The sequence below is a fragment of the Sphingomonas sp. GlSt437 genome (assembly GCF_048015635.2).
Taxonomy (GTDB): domain Bacteria; phylum Pseudomonadota; class Alphaproteobacteria; order Sphingomonadales; family Sphingomonadaceae; genus Sphingomonas.
This window is the reverse complement of the sequence record NZ_JBPGYA010000001.1, coordinates 1742677-1761011: the sequence shown is the minus strand read 5'-3', so window position 1 is coordinate 1761011 and position 18335 is coordinate 1742677. Positions and strand designations below refer to the sequence as shown.

The window sequence follows — 18335 nt, the reverse complement described above, 5'->3', positions numbered from 1 at the left end:
GACCATTAGCGGGCGGACTTGAACAGCGATTGAAACGGCGCGGTAAACGCCGCGTTCATTCGCGTTTCCAATCCGCTATCGACACCGCCATCGCCGCGTTGAACGCGCCGGTGGCGGGCGCCAGCAAGGTAGTGCAGGCCGGCGCCACACCCCGCTGCTGCTCGACGCGGGCGGTGGGGCTGGTCGACTGGCGCACGGCCACACCGATCAGCAACACCGCCAGATCGAGCGGCAAAGCCGTCGGCGTCGCTTCCTGGTCGAACCGCGCAAAACTTAAATCCACTCGCGCTTACCCTTGGCCGTTTGGCGAAACAGGCGGGGTATAGCGCGGCATGCTGAAGGGTCGGTAAAGCGGGCGGAAATGCTTTGGCAATCTCCGTTACCAGGCACGGTTAAAGGGTCCGGCTTTGCATCGCCGGGCACGACCGCCTATGTGCGCGCCCGTGATGAACGCCGAAATCGATGGAGCCGATTTTCAGTTGGAGGGGGGTGCCGCCGGGCGCCGGATCGTTGTCGCCATGTCGGGCGGGGTCGATTCGTCGGTGGTGGCAGCCCTTGCCGCGCGCACCGGCGCCGAAGTGATCGGCATCACGCTCCAACTCTACGATCATGGCGAAGCGGTCGGCCGGGCGGGCAGCTGCTGCGCCGGCCGCGACATTCGCGATGCGCGCGCGGTGTGCGACCGGCTCGGAATCGCGCATTATGTCTTCGATCACGAAACGAGCTTTCGTGAGCAGGTGATCGACGACTTCGCCGACGAATATCTCGCCGGGCGCACCCCCATCCCCTGCATCAAATGCAATATGGGGCCGAAATTCACCGATCTGCTTCAGATCGCGCGTGACCTCGGCGCCGATTGCCTGGCGACGGGCCATTATGTGCGGCGCGTGATCGGGCCTGCGGGCGCCGAGTTGCACCGCGCCATCGATCCGGCGCGCGACCAGAGCTATTTCCTGTTCGCGACGACCCAGGCGCAGCTCGACTATTTGCGCTTTCCGCTGGGCGGCATGGAAAAATCGGCGGTTCGGGCGATCGCCGTCGATATCGGGCTGCCCGTCGCCGCCAAGCCCGACAGCCAGGACATCTGCTTCGTGCCCGATGGCAATTATGCCGGGCTGGTGCGCAAGCTGCGCCCGGAGGCCGAGACCGGCGGCGACATTGTCGATCTTGGCGGGCGCGTGCTCGGCCAGCACAGGGGACTGATCCATTATACCGTCGGCCAGCGGCGCGGGCTGGAAATCGGCGGCACGGCCGAGCCGCTTTATGTGATCCGGCTCGAGCCGGCGACGCGCCGCGTGATCGTTGGCCTCCGCGCAGCGCTCGGCGTGGCGTCGGCGCGGCTGTCCGGCATCAACTGGCTCGGCGGCGATGCTGGCGGCGAGATGACCGCCAAGGTCCGCTCGATGGCCAAGCCGGTACCGGCGCGGCTCGCCGGTGATCGCGTCGTCTTCGCCGCGCCGGAATATGGCGTCGCCCCCGGTCAGGCCGCTGTGCTCTATGCCGGCGACCGGGTAATGGGCGGCGGCTGGATCGAGGAAACCGAGCCGGCGCTGGTTGCGGCCTAGCGCTCGTGCGTCGCCGCGAAGGTCACCTTGGGATAGCGATCGGCGATATAGCCGACTTCCCACGCCGATTTCGCCATGAACACCGGGTTGCCGTCGCGGTCCTTGGCCATCGCGCCCTTGTTCAAGTCGACAAAGGCTTTGAGATCGGCGGGATCGGCCGCCGAAATCCAGCGCGCGGTGTCATAGGGTGAGGGCTCCAGCCCGGCATCGACCTTGTATTCTGCCTCCAGCCGGCTGAGCAGCACGTCCAATTGCAACTGCCCGACGACGCCGATGATCCAGTTCGAGCCGATTTCGGGGTAGAAGACCTGCGTCACCCCTTCCTCGGCCATATCGTCCAATGCCTTGCGCAACTGCTTGGTTTTGGTCGGGTCCTTGAGCACGACGCGGCGCAGGATTTCGGGCGCGAAATTGGGCAGGCCGGTGAAGCGGATCGCCGCCCGCTCGCTCAGCGTATCGCCGACGCGCAGCGTCCCGTGATTGGGGATGCCGATAATGTCGCCGGGGAACGCCTCGTCGGCCAGCTCCCGGTTCTGCGCGAAGAACAGGATCGGCGAGTGGATCGCGATCGGCTTGCCATGCCCCGTCGGCGTCAGCTTCATGCCGCGCTTGAAAATGCCCGAGCACAGCCGCATGAAGGCGATGCGGTCGCGGTGCTGCGGGTCCATATTCGCCTGCACCTTGAAGACGAAGCCAGTCACTTCGCCATTGTCGGGCGGGACCGGCGCCGGCTCGGCGGGCTGAGGGCGTGGGCCGGGCGCATGAGTGGCAAGCGCCTCGATCAGCTCGGCGACACCGAAATCCTTGAGCGCCGAGCCGAAATAGACGGGCGTCAAGTCGCCATGGCGATAGGCCTCGACATCGAACGGGGCATAGCCGGCCTGGGCGAGCTCGATTTCCTCGGCGACTTCATCGGGCAGCGCCGGCGCTTCTTCGATCTTGCCCTGGAAGGTGCGGCTGTCCCCCTCGGGCCGGCTGATGCGGTTGGTGGCGAGATCGAGAATACCCTCAAACGTGCCGCCCATGCCGACCGGCCAACTCATCGGCGCGACGTCGAGCGCGAGCACATCGGCGATTTCGTCTAAGAGCGCGAACGGCGCCTTGCCCTCGCGATCGACCTTGTTGACGAAAGTGATGATCGGCACGCTGCGCAGCCGGCACACCTCGAACAGCTTGCGCGTCTGCGCCTCGATGCCGCGCGCCGCGTCGATCACCATCACCGCCGAATCGACCGCGGTCAGCGTGCGATACGTGTCCTCGCTGAAATCCTCGTGGCCTGGGGTGTCGAGCAGGTTGAAGGTTATCCCGTCGCGCTCGAACGTCATCACCGAGCTTGTCACCGAGATGCCGCGCTGCTGCTCGATCTTCATCCAGTCCGACCGTGCCCGGCGGTTCGCCCCGCGCGCCTTCACCTCGCCCGCCAGATGGATCGCGCCGCCGGCGAGCAGCAGCTTTTCGGTCAGCGTGGTCTTGCCGGCGTCAGGATGGGAAATGATCGCGAAGGTGCGTCGGGGGGAAGTCATGGCCAGGCTCGATAGTGGAATTCGGTCCTCATGCCAGCGAAAGCTGGCATCGCTTGGGGGCGATCGGCCCCAGCGTCCGCTGGGGCGACGGGATTTGTGCTAGGGCAGCGTCAATGTAACCCGCATCGCGCATTGCCAGCTGTCGCCGGCGGCGATCTCGAACACGCCCGGCTTGTCGCGAAACTCCCCGGCAAAGTCTTCGGGATCGGCGATGCCGTGCCACGGCTCGACGCAGACATAGCGCGCGCCGGGTTTGGTCCACATGCCGAGCCGTGGCGCATCCCAGGCGATGTCGAGCCAGGGCCCCTGCGGCGGGCCGTAGCGCAGCGCGCGGCTCTCGATCGGGTCCCAGACCAAAGCATCATCCTCGAACAGCGCATCGGTAAGCGTGAAGGCGTTGCCGCTGACGGGCGATGGCTTCACCGGCGGGGTGCTATAGCCTTCCGGCGTGATCCGCTTGAGCTGACCCGGCTCGGCGCGTTCGAATGCGATCCGATGCGCGGCGCGGTCACCGCCATAAGGCAGCGGCCAGGCAAAGGCCGGGTGCCAGCCGAAGCTCGCGGGCAATGGCGCATCGCCGATATTGCCGATCGTCGCGGTCATGGCGAGCGTCGCGCCGTCGATCGCGAACGCCATTTCGAGCAGGAACGGAAAGGGATAAGCGGCGCGCGTTTCAAGCGAATCGACCAGTCGAAACACCGCGCTGTCGGGCGTCACCTCGGCCACGTCGAACATCGACCGCCGCGCAAAGCCGTGCTTGCCGAGCGGGTAGCGTTCGCCATCGACGAGGATGGTGTCATCATGAACGCGACCGACGACCGGGAACAGGATCGGCGCGCGGCCGGTCCAGAAGGCCGGATCGGCATCGGTCATCAACTCGCGGCCTTCAGCGTCCTTTAGCGACGATAGCTCGGCGCCAAGCGGGTTGATCATGGCGGCAAGCTGGTTCGAGCGAATCGAGATCATCGGCGTTGCTGAAAGCAGAGTTCATACCCGTCAGGATCGCTGACCGAAAACTGGCGCATCCCATGCGGCGTATCGTGCACCGGCGCCGCCGCCAGCCCCCGCTCGGTGAGCTCAGCATGGATCGCGTCAACATCTGAACAGCCAAGGAACAGGCAGGTGTCAGCATGGCCAGCCCAGCGTTGCGCATCGATTGCCTCGGGCCGCTCGCTCGAATCGTAAGCGGTGTTGAGCATCACATCGACCGACTCACGCCGCAGCCACATCCAATGGCTGAACCGCCCCTCCCGCGTCTCAACCTCAGGCGATTGCGCCAAGACCGCAAAACCCAGCACACCGCCATAAAAGGCGAAGGCCCGCGGCATGTCGTAAACCTGCACCAGCGGCACCAGCCCGGTGAGATGCGCCTCAACCACGCAAGCTTGCTCCCAGTTTCGCCGCTGCCGCGACCACCTTGTCGGCGATCGCCTTCAGCTCCTCGTCGGTGAAGCTCTTGTCGCCGGGTTGCAACGTCACTTCGACCGCCATCGATTTCTGGCCGTCGCGTTCGAACGCGTCGAACAAGCGCGCGGCGGTGATCGCAGCCTTGTCCGCGCCGCGGATCGCCCGCACCAGCGCGTCCGCCGCCAGATCGGCAGGCACCAGGAAAGCGAAGTCACGCCGTACCGCCTGCAAAGCGGGCGGCGCGTAGGCGGTGCGCATGAAGCCCGTCGATCGCTTGGCAGGGATCGCGTCGAGATAGAGCTCGACCGCCGCGACCGGGCCGTCGAGATCGAACGCCTTGGTCGTCAGCGGGTGCAGCATGCCGAACGCGGCCAGCACGGTCTTGGGCCCCAGCCGCAGCGTGCCCGACTGGCCGGGATGCCACGCATCACCCGCCTCACCCATGACCTGCAGATTGTCGACCGGCGCGCCGGCTTCCGCGAGCAAGGCCAGTGCCTCGGCCTTGGCATCGAAGGCATCGAAGCTTGCGGCCTTGCCCGTCTGCCAGCTCCGGGCGCGCTTGTCTCCCGCCAGCACCACGCCCAGCGTCAGCCGCTCCTTGCCCGCCAGATAGCGCCGGCCGATCTCGAACAGGCGCACGCTTTCCGCCCCGCGCTTGGTGTTGCGCGCGGCCGCCGACAGCAGCCCGGCGAGCAGCGTCGGCCGCATCACCTTCAGCTCCTCGCTGATCGGGTTGGCGAGCGTCCACGCGCCACCGCCGAACGCGGCGGCTTCCGCCTCGGACAGGAAGCTCCACGTCACCGCTTCGTTCAGCCCTCGCGCAGCAGCAGCACGGCGGACGCGGCGCTCCAGCTTCTGCTCGGGCGTCGCGGTTGGGCGAGCGACGCCGGGCGCGCGCGGTAGCGTCGTCGAGGGCACATGCTCCAGCCCATGGATACGCACCACTTCCTCGACCAGATCGGCCGGCCCATCGATGTCGCGCCGCCAGCTCGGCACGCGCACCGGCCAAGGCGAGGTGACGGTAGCGAACAGCGCGTCGCTATAGGCGTCGGCATGGTCGATCGCGCCGACCTTGAAGCCAAGCGAGAGCAAGATGCGCGCCTGCCGCTCCGGTGGCACATGCACGCCGCCCAGATCTTGCGTCAGCCGCGGCGCGAAATGGACGATCTTCTCGACGAGCGGCGGCTCGCCGGCACGAGTGATGCCGCTGGGGGTGCCGCCGCAATGCTCGGTGACCAGCCACGTCGCGATCGCCAGGCCGTCGTCGAGGAATGCCGGATCGACACCGCGCTCGAACCGCTGGCGCGCATCGCTGGTCAGCATCAGCTTCTGGCCGGTGCGCGTGATGTGATCGGGGTCGAAATAGGCGCATTCGATCAGCACGTCGGTCGTCGTTTCCGAGACCCCCGAATGCTCGCCGCCCATGATGCCGCCGATATCGTGGACGCTCGCCTGATCGGCGATGACAGTCATCGTCTCGTCGAGCGTGTACGTCTTGCCGTTGAGCGCCAGCACCTGCTCGCCGGCTCGCGCCTTGCGGGCGACGAGGGGGCCCGTCAGCCTGGCGCGGTCATAGACGTGCAGCGGCCGGCCGAGGTCGAGCATCACGAAATTGGTGATGTCGACCAGCGCGGAGATCGGCTTCTGGCCGACCGCTTTCAGGTAACGCTGCATCCAGTCGGGCGCAGCACCGTTGGTGACGCCGGACACTGCCTGCGCGTAAAAGGCCGGGCAGCCGGCGGGATCATCGGTGCGGACGTCGGGGCCGGGGCCTTCCCCCGCGATCGGCGCCACCTCGCGCATCCGATAGACCTCGCCTAGCGGCTTGAGCGTCCCCAGCCCCGCCGCCGCGAGATCTCGCGCAATGCCGCGCACGCCCATGCAGTCCTGCCGATTGGGCGTGATCGCCACGTCGATGACGGGATCGTTGGCGTCGGCATAGTCAGCGAATGGCGTGCCAATCGGCGCATCTTCGGGCAGCTCGACGATACCGTCATGATCATCGCCGAGCTCCAGCTCGCGCGACGAGCACATCATGCCGTTCGACTCGACGCCGCGAATGGCCGAGACCTTCAGCTCCATACCATTCGCCGGCACGACCGCACCCGGGAGCCCCAAAACGCCGACCAGCCCGGCACGCGCATTGGGCGCGCCGCACACGACCTGCAGCGGCACACCGTCCCCACGGTCGACGGTCAGCACCTGCAGCTTGTCGGCCTGCGGATGGCGTGCGGCGGTCAGCACCCGCGCCACGGTGAAGCCGGCGAGCTGGTCGGCTGGGTTGTCGACGCCTTCGACTTCCAGCCCGACGCTGGTCAGCGTCGTCAGGATCGTGTCGAGATCGGCAGTGGTCTCAAGATGCTCCTTGAGCCAGGAAAGGGTGAACTTCATGCCCCCACTCCCCCGCTCAGCGTCGGCACGTCGAGCGCCGAGAAGCCGTAATGCCGCAGCCAGCGGATATCGCCGTCGAAGAAGGCGCGCAGATCGTCCATGCCGTATTTCAGCATCGCCAGCCGATCGATGCCGCAGCCGAACGCGAAGCCCTGCCACTCGGCGGGATCATAGCCGCCCGCTTCGATCACCTTGCGATGAACCATGCCGCTGCCCAACACTTCCATCCAATGGTCACTGCCGCCGATCACGCGCTTGCCGTTCTGGATCGTATAGCCGACATCGATTTCCACCGAAGGCTCGGTGAAGGGGAAATAGCTGGGGCGCAGCCGCAGCACGATATCGTCGCGCTCGAAGAAGGCCTTCAGGAACGTCTCGAGCGTCCATTTGAGATGGCCGAGCGTGATGCCCTTGTCGATCACCAGCCCCTCGACCTGATGGAACATCGGCGTATGCGTCGCGTCCGAGTCCGAGCGATAGGTGCGGCCGGGCGCGATGATGTAGACAGGCTTGTCGCCGCCGGCCGCCTGCATCGCGCGGATTTGGACGGGGCTGGTGTGGGTGCGGAGCACCATCGGCGGCTCGTGCTCGCCCGCTAGGTAAAACGTATCGTGCATCGCCCGCGCCGGATGCGTCTCGGGGATGTTGAGCGCGGTGAAATTATACCAGTCGGTCTCGATCTCCGGACCCGTAGCGACCGCGAAGCCCAAATCGGCAAAGATTTCGGCGAGTTCGTCCATCACCTGGCTGACCGGATGCACCGAACCGCGCGGGGTGGCGGCCACGGGCAGCGTCATGTCGATCGTCTCGACCGCGAGCCGCGCGTCGAGCTCGGCGCGCTCCAGCAACGCCTTGCGCGCGGAAAGGGCCTCGGCGACCGCCTCGCGCAGACCATGGATGCGCGGCCCCTGCGCCTGACGTTCTTCCGGGCTCATGCCGCCCAGCGTCTTGAGCAGCGCGGTGACGCTCCCCGACTTGCCGAGCGCGGCCACCCGCACTGCCTCGATGGCGTCGGGCGTTTCGGCGGCGGCGATCTGGGCCAGCAGATCGGTCTTCAATTGGTCGATGTCGGTCATCGGGTCGTCCTTGTTCCCGCGCCTGCTAGCGGGATGTGCCGGAAAGAAAAAGAGCGCCGGTGTTGCCACCAGCGCCCCATATTCCGATTGCTCAGGTCCGCTCAGGCGGCCTGGGGCAGAGCCGCCTTCGCCTGAGCGATGATGGCGGTAAACGCCTCGCCTTCGTGCATCGCGATATCGGCCAGCACCTTGCGGTCGAGTTCGATGCCGGCGAGCTTCAGCCCGTGGATGAACTGCGAATAGGTGAGGCCTTCGGCGCGGACACCGGCGTTGATACGCTGGATCCACAAAGCGCGGAAATTCCGCTTGCGGACCTTGCGGTCGCGATAGGCATATTGCCCGGCCTTTTCGACGGCCTGGCGAGCGATGCGGATGGTGTTTTTGCGACGGCCATAATAGCCCTTCGCCTGGTCCAAAATCCGCTTGTGCTTGGCCTTGGTGGTTACACCACGCTTGACTCGTGCCATGGTCTATATCCTTCCGTCGCTCAGCGCAGCCCGTAAGGCGCCCAGGCCTTCACGGTCGCGGTATCGGCATCCGACAGCACGGAAGTGCCACGGTTCTGGCGGATATATTTGGCATTGTGGCTGATCAGGCGGTGACGCTTGCCAGCGACGCCGTGCTTGATCTTGCCCGTCGCGGTGATTTTGAAGCGCTTCTTCACACCGCTCTTGGTCTTGAGCTTGGGCATTTTCGTCTCCTTGTTTGCGCGACGATCTATGAACAGCCCTGGCAGCCCATATCAGCCAGGCGGTTCCTCTTACTCGCGGAAAGCGGGGCGCTTAGCGATGAGTCGGTAAAAAGGCAACCCCGCCGACCGATCCTTTGGGCCAACTACTCAATGCCCGTGGCAGGCGAGCGCCTCGACGATGTCGTCGATCCGCGCCGGATCGCCGGCTGCGATCACCTCGCCGGCGCTGTCGGCGGTGAGCGGATCGCCTTGCCAGTCGCACATGCGGCCGCCGGCGCCTTCGACCACCGGCACCAGCGCGGCGAAGTCGTGGAGCTTGAGGTTCGCCTCGACGACAAGATCGAGCCAGCCGCCCGCGACCAACCCGTAATTATAGCAGTCGCCACCAAGCACGGTCGATCGCACCAGCGCGTCGACATGCTCGAAGGCGTGAAGCTGGCCATCGTCAAAATAAGCGGGCGAGCTGGTCGCGAGCAGCGCATCGGCAAGCGCCGTGCAGGAACGGGTGCGCAACGGCTGGCCGTTGAGCAATGTCGGCTGGCCCATGACGCCCAGCCAGCGCTCGCGCAGGATCGGCTGATCGATAATGCCGAGCAGCGGCCAGCCATCGACGACGAGCGAGATCAGCGTGCCGAAGATCGGCCGGCCGGTGATGAACGCGCGCGTGCCGTCGATCGGATCGAGCACCCAGGCGCGGCCCGAGGTGCCGTCCTTGACGCCATATTCCTCGCCGATGATCGCATCGGCCGGGAAGGCCTGCTCGATCAGCCGGCGCATCGCTGCTTCCGCCTCGCGATCGGCCAGCGTGACCGGCGACTGATCGGGCTTGGTCTCCAGGCCATGGGGCTTGCGGAAATAAGGGCGGATCGCCGCGCCCGCCGCCTCGGCGAGGCGCTGGGCAAGATCGATATCGGCGGGGCTGATGCGCATCTTCATTGCCTAGCCCCGATTTCGGCGGATCGCCAGCGTCCGACGACGGGCCCGGACGCCGGTATTGGCGGCACGGCGCGCGCACGGTAATAGGTGCGATATACACAACCCGGAGAGACTCGCCCCATGCGCGCCATGATGATCGCCGCCCTTGCCGCCGCCGGCTTTGCCGCCAGCGCCGATGCTGCCCTGAAGAGCGGCGCAACCGCTGCCGACTTCACCACCCGCGGCGCGCTGGCCGGCAAGGTGTTCACCCTCAACCTGAAGGAGCAGCTGAAGAAAGGGCCGGTCGTGCTCTACTTCTTCCCGGCAGCGTTCACGCCCGGCTGCAGCGCCGAGGCACGCGCCTTTGCCGAGCATATCGGCGACTTCAAGGCCGCCGGTGCGAGCGTCATCGGCATGTCCGCCGACCCGGTCGACAAGCTTGCGGACTTCTCGACCAAGGATTGCGCCAACAAATTCCCCGTCGCCAGCGCCGGCCCGCGCGTGATCAGCGATTATGATGTCGCGCTCACTTATACCGGGCGTGACGGCAAGGCGGCGACGATCACCAACCGCACCAGCTATGTGATCGCGCCGGACGGCCACATCATCTTCTCGCTCACTGATCCCGCCGCCGGTCCGCACGTCCAGAACACGCTGGATACGGTGCGCGCTTATGCCAAAGCGCATCCCACCCACAGCTGAGCGGGACGATAGCGCACCTTGACGCAGCAGGAGAGGACTGGACTTCGCGCGCCGGAGCGGCTCTCTTTGGCGGCGGAGGAACATCAGGCACTGGCTTGAATGCGGGATGGGATGGCTAGAGTAATGACAATGGGGGACGATTCGGCCGCGACCGCATCGTCGCTCTATGCGAGAATCGGCAAGTTTCTCGACACTCACCGGCTCAGCCCCGAGCCGGTGCATTACGAATTCGCTTATCGCGTGCTGAGCAGCCCGGATGGTCCGCTCGCCGCCGCGGTGCAGTCGCTGACCGAAGGCGGCATCAGGCTCACCCGCAAGGACATTATCGCCTTGGGCGGCGAAGTCGCGTCGCCCGAGCCCGAAACCCAGAGCCGTGCGCTCCATGATCTGCTCGTCTCGCGCACTCAGATGCAGGTCGACGGCTTTCAGGACCTGGTCCGCTCGGTCCGCGCCGAAGCAACCGGTTTCGGTCGCGACCTTGCAGCGAGTGCCGAGGCGATCCGCGACATGGGCGGCGAGGCCGGGGCCGAAATCGCGCGGCTGACGAGCGCGATGGCCGATCGCGTCCGCAGCGCCGAAGCCCGGCTGGAAGCCGCGACGCGCGAAGCCGCTGAACTGCGCGCCAAGCTCGACGAAGCCCGCGACAATGCCCGCCGCGACCCCTTGACCAACCTGCCGAACCGCCGCGCTTTCGAAGAGGCCTATGCCGCCAGCCTCGCCGCCGGGCACACGCATTGCGTGGCGGTGTGCGACATCGACAAGTTCAAGCACGTTAATGACAGTTTCGGCCACGCCGTCGGCGACCGGGTGCTGAAAGCGATTGGCGAGGTGCTCGAAACGCGGTGCGGGGACCATCTGGTCGCGCGCTATGGTGGCGAGGAATTCGTCGTCCTGTTCGCCAATGTGCCGATCGAGCAAGCCCGGGTGACGCTGGAAGGCGCGCGCGCCACCGTCGCCGGCAAGACCTATCGCCTGCGCGAAACCGACGCGCCGCTGGGCACTGTTACTTTCTCCGCCGGGCTGACCGTCGCGGCCCCCGGCGAGCCGCTCGACGCCGCGTTCCAGCGGGCCGACGCCCTGCTCTATCGCGCCAAGGAAGCGGGCCGCAATCGCCTGATCGCCGACAGCGACGGCTGAGCAAGCGTGGCGGGGATTGCCCGGCATATTCACTTGGCGTTAATTACGACAAGTTGGTAATTTACGCGCCATTTATTTGGCATGAAACGCCATTTCATCAGCATCTGTTTCTATAAGTCCCTATATTACAGACACTTACGACTTTGGCACGCTCCCTGCTAACGTGTTGGCATCGCTGACCGAATGGTTCGGCCGGCGACACAAAAGGGAGTTAAGACCATGTTCGTTCGTGCAGAAACCTTCGCTCGCGTCGCCACCTCGGCGATCGTTTCGATGATGGTGGCGGGTGTCATGCTGGGCACTGCCGCTTCGGTTCTGCCGGTCGCGTGACCGGCAGAACGTTCCGACCCCGGGACCCAAGCGCCATGACCACCACTCGCACCTTCCTCGTCATCCTCGCCGCGTTCGGCCTGACCGCGACCACGCTGGTCGCGGTCGGCCAGCTCTTCGTCGCGGTTGCCGGCGCCTAACGCCGCTCGAGCAAATCCCAGCGATTGCCGTAGAGATCCTCGAACACCGCGACCGTGCCGTAAGGCTCGGTGCGCGGCGCTTCGACGAAGCGCACGCCGGCAGCGGTGAACGCGGCGTGATCGCGGGCAAAATCATCCGTCTCCAGGAACAGCCACACCCGCCCCGCGCCTTGATGGCCGATCGCCGCCGCCTGATCGGGCGTGGCGGCGCGGGCGAGGAGGATGGCGGCGCCTGCCCCTGCCTCACTGCCACCGCCGCGCGGTCGTACCACCACCCAGCGCTTGTTTTGCGCAGGAAGCGGCGTGTCCTCGACCAGCTCGAAGCCGAGCGTGCCGACATAAAAGCCGAGCGCCTCGTCATAATCGCGGACGATGAGGGCGATCTGGGCGAGGTGGGGCATGGGCAACGGTTTACCGGGGCCTCGGCGGGCGCGGAAGTGAATTCCGCGCCGTCGGTCGCGGCGTTGGCCGCGCCGGCCGGGCCGGGCCGTCTGCGGTTTAGCGTTGCTAAAGCCGCTGCGGCCTCGGTTGGCGCGGAAGTGAATTCCGCGCCGTCGGTCGCGGCTCTCGCCGCGCCGGCCGGGCCGACGGCGGTGCCGATTTAGCGCCGCCAAATCGCTCCGCCGTTCGGCCGAAGTTGACGAAGTTTACACGACGTCCCCCCTTTATTCGCCTCCCCCGCAGCATCCCGCGCGCGCGCCGCCGCCGTCGCAGCCTCACGCGCGTGCCGCTTGCTCAACGCATCGAGCTTGCGTTCCAGCGCACGCGTCACCTCGGCTTCGGTTGCGCCCTCGCGATCGGCCTTGTCCTGCGGATCGGGCGCGGTGGGCAGCTGATAGCGCGCGAGCGGCGTCGCCAGCCGGTCGTCGTGCCGCCGCGCGCGCTTGCCGGCAATCGCCTCGCACGCGCGCGCCAGGCCCTGCGCCAGCGCATCGGGCGGGCGATGGCCGCGCAAGCCATCGAGCGCGGCGCCATAGCGTTCGGAGTCGCGATAGCGCAGCACGAACATCGCCAGCCGCTCGTCATAATAACGCCGCTCGCCGATCTGCTCGCCCTGGTAGAAGACCGGCCGCGCCACGCCGTGAAGCGCGCGTGCCAGCACCGCTTCGCCCAGCTGATGCACGGCATAATCGAGCGCGAAATCCCACGCCGCGCGAAACGCCCCGGCATCCGCTCGCCGACGGAGCGCATAAGCCGAAGCGCGGCTCATGCCGACCGACGCGGCAGCCTCCGCCACGCACGCCGATTGCGCCAGCGCCTCGATAAACGCGATCTGCCGCGCCGGCGTCCACCCATCATGCCGAGGCTCGATGGGGACGGGCGCGAAATCAGGGGTTGCAGGACGCGCCGGCGTGACGGCACGCGCGGCGGGCGAGCGGGGGGAGCGACGATGAGGCATACAGGTAGGGAAGCATGAAATGGGGGGCGTAGGACAGGGGCGAGATTGACATTGGACAGAACGTTGTCCATTCGTCGTGCATGCGAGCCGTCAGCTATTCCGAAGCGCGCGAGAATCTGAAAGCAATGATCGACAAGGTCGTCGCCGATCGCGCGCCCATCGCCATCACGCGCCAGCGTGGCGAGGGCGCAGTGCTGATTTCCGAAAGCGAATGGGCGTCGATCGAGGAGACGCTGTATCTGCTGCGTTCGCCCAAAAATGCCGAGCGGCTGCTGGAGGCGGTGCGCGGTTTCGAGGCGGGCAATCCGGGCATTCCGCTGCCGTGAAGGTCGCCTTCTGGCCGACGGCGTGGGACGATCTGCGCTATTGGCAGGAGCATGACCCCAAGATCACCGAAAAGCTGATGAGCCTGATCGAGGAATGCCGCCGCCACCCGTTCAAAGGCACCGGCAAACCAGAGCCGCTGGGCGGCAACCTGTCAGGCTGGTGGTCGCGGCGGATCAGCCATGAGCATCGGCTGGTGTATCGGGTGAGCGGGAGCGGTGACGAGCAGACGCTGCAAGTGGCGCAGTGTCGGTATCATTATTAGTCTGTTGGACGTTATATGAGCACGACCAAGCTTTTAGCGATCTGCCAAAAAGCATGGGCTGCGAGCGATCTCTCGACTTGCAAGCCCTTAGGCCTTGATGCAGCGACTTGGATTGCTGGTCTGACCGCGTTTGTAGGTGTCGCACTTGTCACCGTTCGCTGGTTGATCAGGCGTTGGCGCAGAGCTGAGACCGACCCTAACTATATCAGTAGCAGCTTCGGACGAAGCCGTTTTCGTAATGTGTGCCGTGCCATCAAGCCTTTGATGAACGAGAATTATAGAATTTTCTCGCAATTTGGACCCAATGGCGGGCGCGGCGATGGCTTGCCCAAAATCGTTCGTTTTGATCTCGGTATTTGGGAACAGTTGCGTGAGCAAATTGTCGAAAATAACAGCCGTATTCGCTTACTCATCGCCACTAACCTGACCGCGGTCCCGCAGAAACATCGGTCGTCTTTTACGCGATGGCTCGATCATATTGATGCGTTTCGTGCCCATGTTGCCGACCCAAATGCCGATTATAGGAACCACCAATTTCCGCGCGAGGTGACGCGGATCGTAGAAAGTAATGTATAACTTAGCATCGATGCGATCATGGCTGGAGGACGCCGCTACCAGCCACTCACCGCCACTCGCGCAATGCGTCTTGTTTGGCTCTATCCTCAACAGCAGTCAGCCTGCGGACGTCGATGTTGTTCTCGTTTCAAATGAGTGGTATATTCAAAACATTCTGACAGAAATGCGCTTGAATTTTGTTGCCGAATTCAGGCTGCCGTTACACTTACAGCTTTTCCATATATCTCAAGTCGAGGCGATTAATAAATTTCTAAATCGCGCTGGCAAAATAGAGATTTTACTATGACTAAAGATTTATACTATACTATTCCTGAGTATTTTTTAGCTCGCATGAATGAGCATGATCAGGTTGTTTCTGTCACGGACGTGAGTACCAATGAGTTTTTCTTATTTCGAATTGACCGCTCTCGATATGAAAGTTTGACGGTCTGGTTATCCGATGCATACTCTTTCGGAGACATGGATTATGTCAACCGACCAGCAGAACTAAAGCGCGGAGACTATATTCTGATCGCAAAACCAGAGGGAGGCGGTGGCGCATCCCAGCACTTAATCGACGCTGCTGGCATCGGGGTGGGCAAGCTTGGCGAGCTTATGGGGGCGCTACGTACGCGAGATATGTGGACTTATGTTGCGCCGACGTGGGAGGAGAAGATGGAACGAAAGAAGCGTTGGAATACCCGCGCTCTATTTGGTCGTAAATAGACGGGCCTAACCACTTTCAATCCCGCTCCCGATCCCCAGCCCCCATATACAACTCCCGCCCGGTCGCTTTGTACAGCTCGCTCATCGCCGCCATCCCCTTTTCCGCTTCGTCGGCGGCGATGAAGGCGGTCGCTTCCTGGTTCTGCTTCGCCGCGAAATCCCGCACCTCTTGCGTAATCTTCATCGAGCAGAATTTCGGCCCGCACATGCTGCAGAAGTGCGCGGTCTTGGCGCCTTCCGCGGGGAGCGTCTGGTCGTGATATTGCTCCGCTGTGTCGGGGTCCAGGCTCAGGTTGAACTGGTCGCGCCAGCGGAATTCGAACCTTGCACGGCTGAGCGCGTCGTCGCGGAGCTTGGCGGCGGGGTGGCCTTTGGCGAGATCGGCGGCGTGGGCGGCTAGTTTGTAGGTGACGACGCCGACCTTCACGTCGTCGCGGTCGGGCAGGCCGAGATGCTCCTTGGGGGTGACGTAACAGAGCATCGCCGTGCCGTACCAGCCGATCATCGCCGCCCCGATGCCGCTGGTGATATGGTCGTAACCCGGCGCGATATCGGTGGTGAGCGGCCCGAGCGTGTAGAAGGGCGCCTCGCCGCAGGCCGCCAGCTGCTTGTCCATATTCTCCTTGATCTTGTGCATCGGCACATGGCCGGGCCCTTCGATCATCACCTGCACGTCCTGCGCCCAAGCGCGCTTGGTGAGCTCGCCCAGCGTGTAGAGCTCGGCGAACTGCGCTTCGTCATTGGCGTCGGCGATCGATCCGGGGCGCAGGCCATCGCCCAGCGAATAGGCGATGTCGTACGCCTTCATGATTTCGGTGATCTCATCGAAATGCTCGTAGAGGAAGCTCTCCTTGTGATGCGCGAGGCACCATTTCGCCATGATGCTCCCCCCCCGGCTGACGATGCCGGTCACGCGCTTGGCGGTGAGCGGGATATAGGGCAGGCGGACGCCGGCGTGGATGGTGAAGTAATCGACGCCCTGCTCGGCCTGTTCGATGAGGGTATCGCGGAAAATGTCCCAGGTGAGATCTTCCGCCACGCCGCCGACCTTCTCCAGCGCCTGATAGATGGGCACGGTGCCGATCGGGACGGGCGAATTGCGGATGATCCATTCGCGCGTGTCGTGGATGTTGCGCCCCGTCGAGAGGTCCATCACCGTGTCGGCGCCCCAGCGGATCGACCAGACCATCTTGTCGACTTCGGTCGCGACGTCGCTGGCGACCGCCGAGTTGCCGATATTGGCGTTGATCTTGACCAGGAAATTGCGGCCGATCGCCATCGGCTCGCTTTCAGGGTGGTTGATGTTGCTGGGAATGATGGCGCGGCCGCGCGCGACTTCATCGCGGACGAATTCGGGGGTGACGTAATCGGGGATGGCGGCGCCGAAGCTTTCGCCGTCGCGCACGTATTCGGCGAGCATCTCGCGGCCGAGATTTTCGCGGATGGCCACGTACTCCATCTCGGGCGTGATGATGCCGCGGCGGGCATAGTGCATCTGGCTGACGTTCATGCCGGGCTTGGCGCGCAATGGCCGCTTCACGACATTGGGGAATTGCGCGACGCCGGCGGAGCGGTCGGGACCGGACAAGCCGTTATCCTCGGGGCGGATTTCGCGGGCGTCGTAGCTTTCGACATCGCCGCGCGCGAGGATCCAATCGCGGCGCTTGGCGGGGAGGCCGGCCATGATGTCGATCTGCGCATCGGGGTCGGTATAGGGGCCGCTGGTGTCATAGACGTTGAGCGGCGGCTCGCCCGAGGAGGGTTCGAGGCTGATCTGGCGCATCGCGACCTTGAGCGGGCCGACATGGATTTTGCGGCTGCCGCGAATGGGGCCCGTGGTAACGCCGATTTCGGTGCGGGCGGGGATGTCGGCCATTGTTCAAGCTCCAAATCAACCGGAGCAAGATGGATTGCGGGTGTGCCGCCGCTCCACTTCCTCCGCCGGTGTCAACCGGATCAGGTTCAGCGGGTCGCGATCTCGTGATCGCCTCTCAGACGCCGTGACGGGTGTCCGTCAGCGTCCCCCCGGGGAATGGCGTTGCTGTAAAGCGCTTTGGCTAGAATGTATAGCCGAGCCCGGCACCGATGAACCATTGATCGGTGCCGCCGGCGATGCGCGTGACGGGGCTGGCGGCGAAATCGCCCTGCAGCGCGGTGTAGGAAACGAACGCGAACGCGCCGAGGCCGTTGCCGAGCGTGCCGTGCACCGATCGGTTGGCGACGAGCGCGAAACCCAGGCTCTTGAGGCCGCCGCGCGGATCGGCGAATTCGGGCAAGCCGCTCGCGGCTGCACCAGCGGCGCTGACCTCGAAATAATGCTCGGCATAGCGCGTGCCCGCGAAATTCGCTGCGACCGACAGATTGACCGCCATGCGGTGGCCGATCGCGATGCCGTAATCGGCGGAAGCGACCATCTGGTAGCTGTTATGCTCGCCGCTCGCGTCAACGGTGTAAGCGAGGTTGACCCCGATCGCATCGTGCGCGCCGAATATGCCGGGGCGGATGAAGCTGACGAAACCGCCTGCTTCCATCGCCACCTCGCGCCGACCGAGGCGGAGCACGCGCGGATCGGTCGCTTCCAGGTTCACCTGGGTGAAATTCTGGTTGATCACCGCGCCATAATGAAGCTGCACGCCGCCGACCGGACCAGCGTGGTTCATGTCGACCAGGATGCGCGTGCCGCGCCCGGCGACCGAGACGCCGCCGACGCCACCGTCAAAACCGCCGATCGGTTGCAGCAGCGTATCGCCCGATCCTTCGAAGCTCGGCAATATCCCGGTGCCGCCGCCCAGCATCACCTGGTTCCAGTCGAGCCCGGTGAATTCTGAGTCGTCGGGGCGCGAGCGCGGCGCGTGCGCGATGTGGTGGTGCGGCGGGCTCGCGACGGGGGCGGCCATCGTGCTGACGGCGCCGACGACCACTGGGTCGACCGCGATCGTGGTCGCGGCGGCTGTCGCGGGCGCAACGCTGGCGCTGCTCGTGCCGGCGCCATCGGGGGTATCGGCAGCGATGGCGGGCGTCGCAACGCCGATCGCCAGCACGGACGCGGCCAGCACCACTGCGGCGCAGCGTGCCTTGCTCCACTCCTGACCCCGTCGACGCATAAGCCCCTCGCGCTTTGCCGGTGACGATTACTTAGCCGTAACGTCCTACGCGGCGCTTACCCTTCGTGGTTAAGCCGCATTAGGG

The 18335-nt window shown here is 65.0% G+C and carries 21 protein-coding genes and 1 riboswitch; of the genes, 8 read left to right on the top strand and 13 right to left on the bottom strand.

The genetic code is table 11. The features are described 5' to 3' along the window. Positions 1 to 55 precede the first annotated feature (55 nt). Complete coding sequence (locus ACLB0R_RS08720; RefSeq protein WP_416642868.1) at positions 56 to 283, bottom strand: hypothetical protein; 228 nt, start codon at positions 281 to 283, stop codon at positions 56 to 58. Positions 284 to 446: 163 nt separating this feature from the next. Between ACLB0R_RS08720 and mnmA the strand changes: the two genes are divergently transcribed. Next, complete coding sequence (mnmA, locus tag ACLB0R_RS08715) at positions 447 to 1565, top strand: tRNA 2-thiouridine(34) synthase MnmA (RefSeq protein ID WP_416642867.1); 1119 nt, start codon at positions 447 to 449, stop codon at positions 1563 to 1565. On the opposite strand, the gene ACLB0R_RS08710 is transcribed toward mnmA, so the two are convergent. The 8 genes from ACLB0R_RS08710 to hisN form a co-directional block, all read right to left on the bottom strand. After that, the gene (locus ACLB0R_RS08710) at positions 1562 to 3088 is read right to left on the bottom strand and encodes a peptide chain release factor 3 (protein ID WP_416642866.1); all 1527 of its coding nucleotides are present in this window, start codon (positions 3086 to 3088) and stop codon (positions 1562 to 1564) included. The genes mnmA and ACLB0R_RS08710 overlap by 4 nt on opposite strands. Before the next feature lie 99 nt (positions 3089 to 3187). Continuing rightward, the gene (locus ACLB0R_RS08705; RefSeq protein WP_416642865.1) at positions 3188 to 4054 is read right to left on the bottom strand and encodes an aldose 1-epimerase family protein; all 867 of its coding nucleotides are present in this window, start codon (positions 4052 to 4054) and stop codon (positions 3188 to 3190) included. Next, positions 4051 to 4467, bottom strand: a complete 417-nt coding sequence (locus tag ACLB0R_RS08700) for a VOC family protein (RefSeq protein ID WP_416642864.1) — start codon at positions 4465 to 4467, stop codon at positions 4051 to 4053. Before ACLB0R_RS08700 ends, ACLB0R_RS08705 begins: the two co-directional genes overlap by 4 nt. Next, complete coding sequence (pheT, locus tag ACLB0R_RS08695) at positions 4460 to 6886, bottom strand: phenylalanine--tRNA ligase subunit beta (protein ID WP_416642863.1); 2427 nt, start codon at positions 6884 to 6886, stop codon at positions 4460 to 4462. Before pheT ends, ACLB0R_RS08700 begins: the two co-directional genes overlap by 8 nt. After that, positions 6883 to 7962, bottom strand: a complete 1080-nt coding sequence (pheS, locus tag ACLB0R_RS08690) for a phenylalanine--tRNA ligase subunit alpha (RefSeq protein ID WP_416642862.1) — start codon at positions 7960 to 7962, stop codon at positions 6883 to 6885. The genes pheT and pheS overlap by 4 nt, the downstream gene beginning before the upstream one ends. Positions 7963 to 8063: 101 nt before the next feature. Then, positions 8064 to 8429 carry a 50S ribosomal protein L20 gene (rplT, locus tag ACLB0R_RS08685; RefSeq protein WP_416642861.1) on the bottom strand — a complete coding sequence of 122 codons (366 nt, stop codon included), beginning with the start codon at positions 8427 to 8429 and terminating at the stop codon, positions 8064 to 8066. A gap of 20 nt (positions 8430 to 8449) precedes the next feature. Further along, complete coding sequence (rpmI, locus tag ACLB0R_RS08680) at positions 8450 to 8653, bottom strand: 50S ribosomal protein L35 (protein WP_167955345.1); 204 nt, start codon at positions 8651 to 8653, stop codon at positions 8450 to 8452. A gap of 147 nt (positions 8654 to 8800) precedes the next feature. Beyond that, positions 8801 to 9583 (bottom strand): histidinol-phosphatase, encoded by a 783-nt coding sequence (gene hisN / locus ACLB0R_RS08675; RefSeq protein ID WP_416643052.1) that lies wholly within the window; start codon positions 9581 to 9583, stop codon positions 8801 to 8803. Between the two features lie 126 nt (positions 9584 to 9709). On the opposite strand from hisN, the gene ACLB0R_RS08670 reads away from it, so the two are divergent. After that, the gene (locus ACLB0R_RS08670) at positions 9710 to 10270 is read left to right on the top strand and encodes a peroxiredoxin (RefSeq protein ID WP_416642860.1); all 561 of its coding nucleotides are present in this window, start codon (positions 9710 to 9712) and stop codon (positions 10268 to 10270) included. A 129-nt stretch (positions 10271 to 10399) separates the two neighbouring features. Next, entirely contained in the window at positions 10400 to 11407 is a 1008-nt protein-coding gene (locus ACLB0R_RS08665) for a GGDEF domain-containing protein (protein ID WP_416642859.1), read from the top strand. A gap of 466 nt (positions 11408 to 11873) precedes the next feature. Here the strand turns inward: ACLB0R_RS08665 and ACLB0R_RS08660 are convergent, their stop codons facing one another. Then, positions 11874 to 12278: a VOC family protein gene (locus tag ACLB0R_RS08660; protein ID WP_416642858.1), complete on the bottom strand. Its 405-nt coding sequence runs from the start codon at positions 12276 to 12278 to the stop codon at positions 11874 to 11876. A gap of 200 nt (positions 12279 to 12478) precedes the next feature. After that, positions 12479 to 13276 (bottom strand): hypothetical protein, encoded by a 798-nt coding sequence (locus ACLB0R_RS08655; protein WP_416642857.1) that lies wholly within the window; start codon positions 13274 to 13276, stop codon positions 12479 to 12481. An 80-nt stretch (positions 13277 to 13356) separates the two neighbouring features. On the opposite strand from ACLB0R_RS08655, the gene ACLB0R_RS08650 reads away from it, so the two are divergent. The 5 genes from ACLB0R_RS08650 to ACLB0R_RS08630 are packed head-to-tail and all read left to right on the top strand — an operon-like array spanning position 13357 to position 15146. After that, positions 13357 to 13602, top strand: coding sequence for a type II toxin-antitoxin system Phd/YefM family antitoxin (locus tag ACLB0R_RS08650; RefSeq protein WP_416642856.1), 246 nt, complete (start codon positions 13357 to 13359; stop codon positions 13600 to 13602). Next, complete coding sequence (locus ACLB0R_RS08645; protein WP_416642855.1) at positions 13599 to 13865, top strand: Txe/YoeB family addiction module toxin; 267 nt, start codon at positions 13599 to 13601, stop codon at positions 13863 to 13865. The genes ACLB0R_RS08650 and ACLB0R_RS08645 overlap by 4 nt, the downstream gene beginning before the upstream one ends. 15 nt (positions 13866 to 13880) lie before the next feature. After that, positions 13881 to 14441: a hypothetical protein gene (locus ACLB0R_RS08640; protein ID WP_416642854.1), complete on the top strand. Its 561-nt coding sequence runs from the start codon at positions 13881 to 13883 to the stop codon at positions 14439 to 14441. Beyond that, positions 14434 to 14727, top strand: coding sequence for a hypothetical protein (locus ACLB0R_RS08635; RefSeq protein ID WP_434953814.1), 294 nt, complete (start codon positions 14434 to 14436; stop codon positions 14725 to 14727). Before ACLB0R_RS08640 ends, ACLB0R_RS08635 begins: the two co-directional genes overlap by 8 nt. Beyond that, complete coding sequence (locus tag ACLB0R_RS08630; protein ID WP_416642853.1) at positions 14724 to 15146, top strand: hypothetical protein; 423 nt, start codon at positions 14724 to 14726, stop codon at positions 15144 to 15146. Before ACLB0R_RS08635 ends, ACLB0R_RS08630 begins: the two co-directional genes overlap by 4 nt. 16 nt (positions 15147 to 15162) lie before the next feature. Here the strand turns inward: ACLB0R_RS08630 and thiC are convergent, their stop codons facing one another. Together thiC and ACLB0R_RS08620 are read right to left on the bottom strand one after the other, a co-directional pair. Further along, positions 15163 to 17022 carry a phosphomethylpyrimidine synthase ThiC gene (gene thiC, locus ACLB0R_RS08625; RefSeq protein WP_416642852.1) on the bottom strand — a complete coding sequence of 620 codons (1860 nt, stop codon included), beginning with the start codon at positions 17020 to 17022 and terminating at the stop codon, positions 15163 to 15165. A gap of 39 nt (positions 17023 to 17061) precedes the next feature. After that, positions 17062 to 17184: riboswitch (TPP riboswitch) on the bottom strand. A gap of 19 nt (positions 17185 to 17203) precedes the next feature. Then, a complete protein-coding gene (locus ACLB0R_RS08620; RefSeq protein WP_416642851.1) occupies positions 17204 to 18250 on the bottom strand; it encodes a MipA/OmpV family protein in 1047 nt (348 codons plus the stop codon). Between the last annotated feature and the right edge of the window lie 85 nt (positions 18251 to 18335).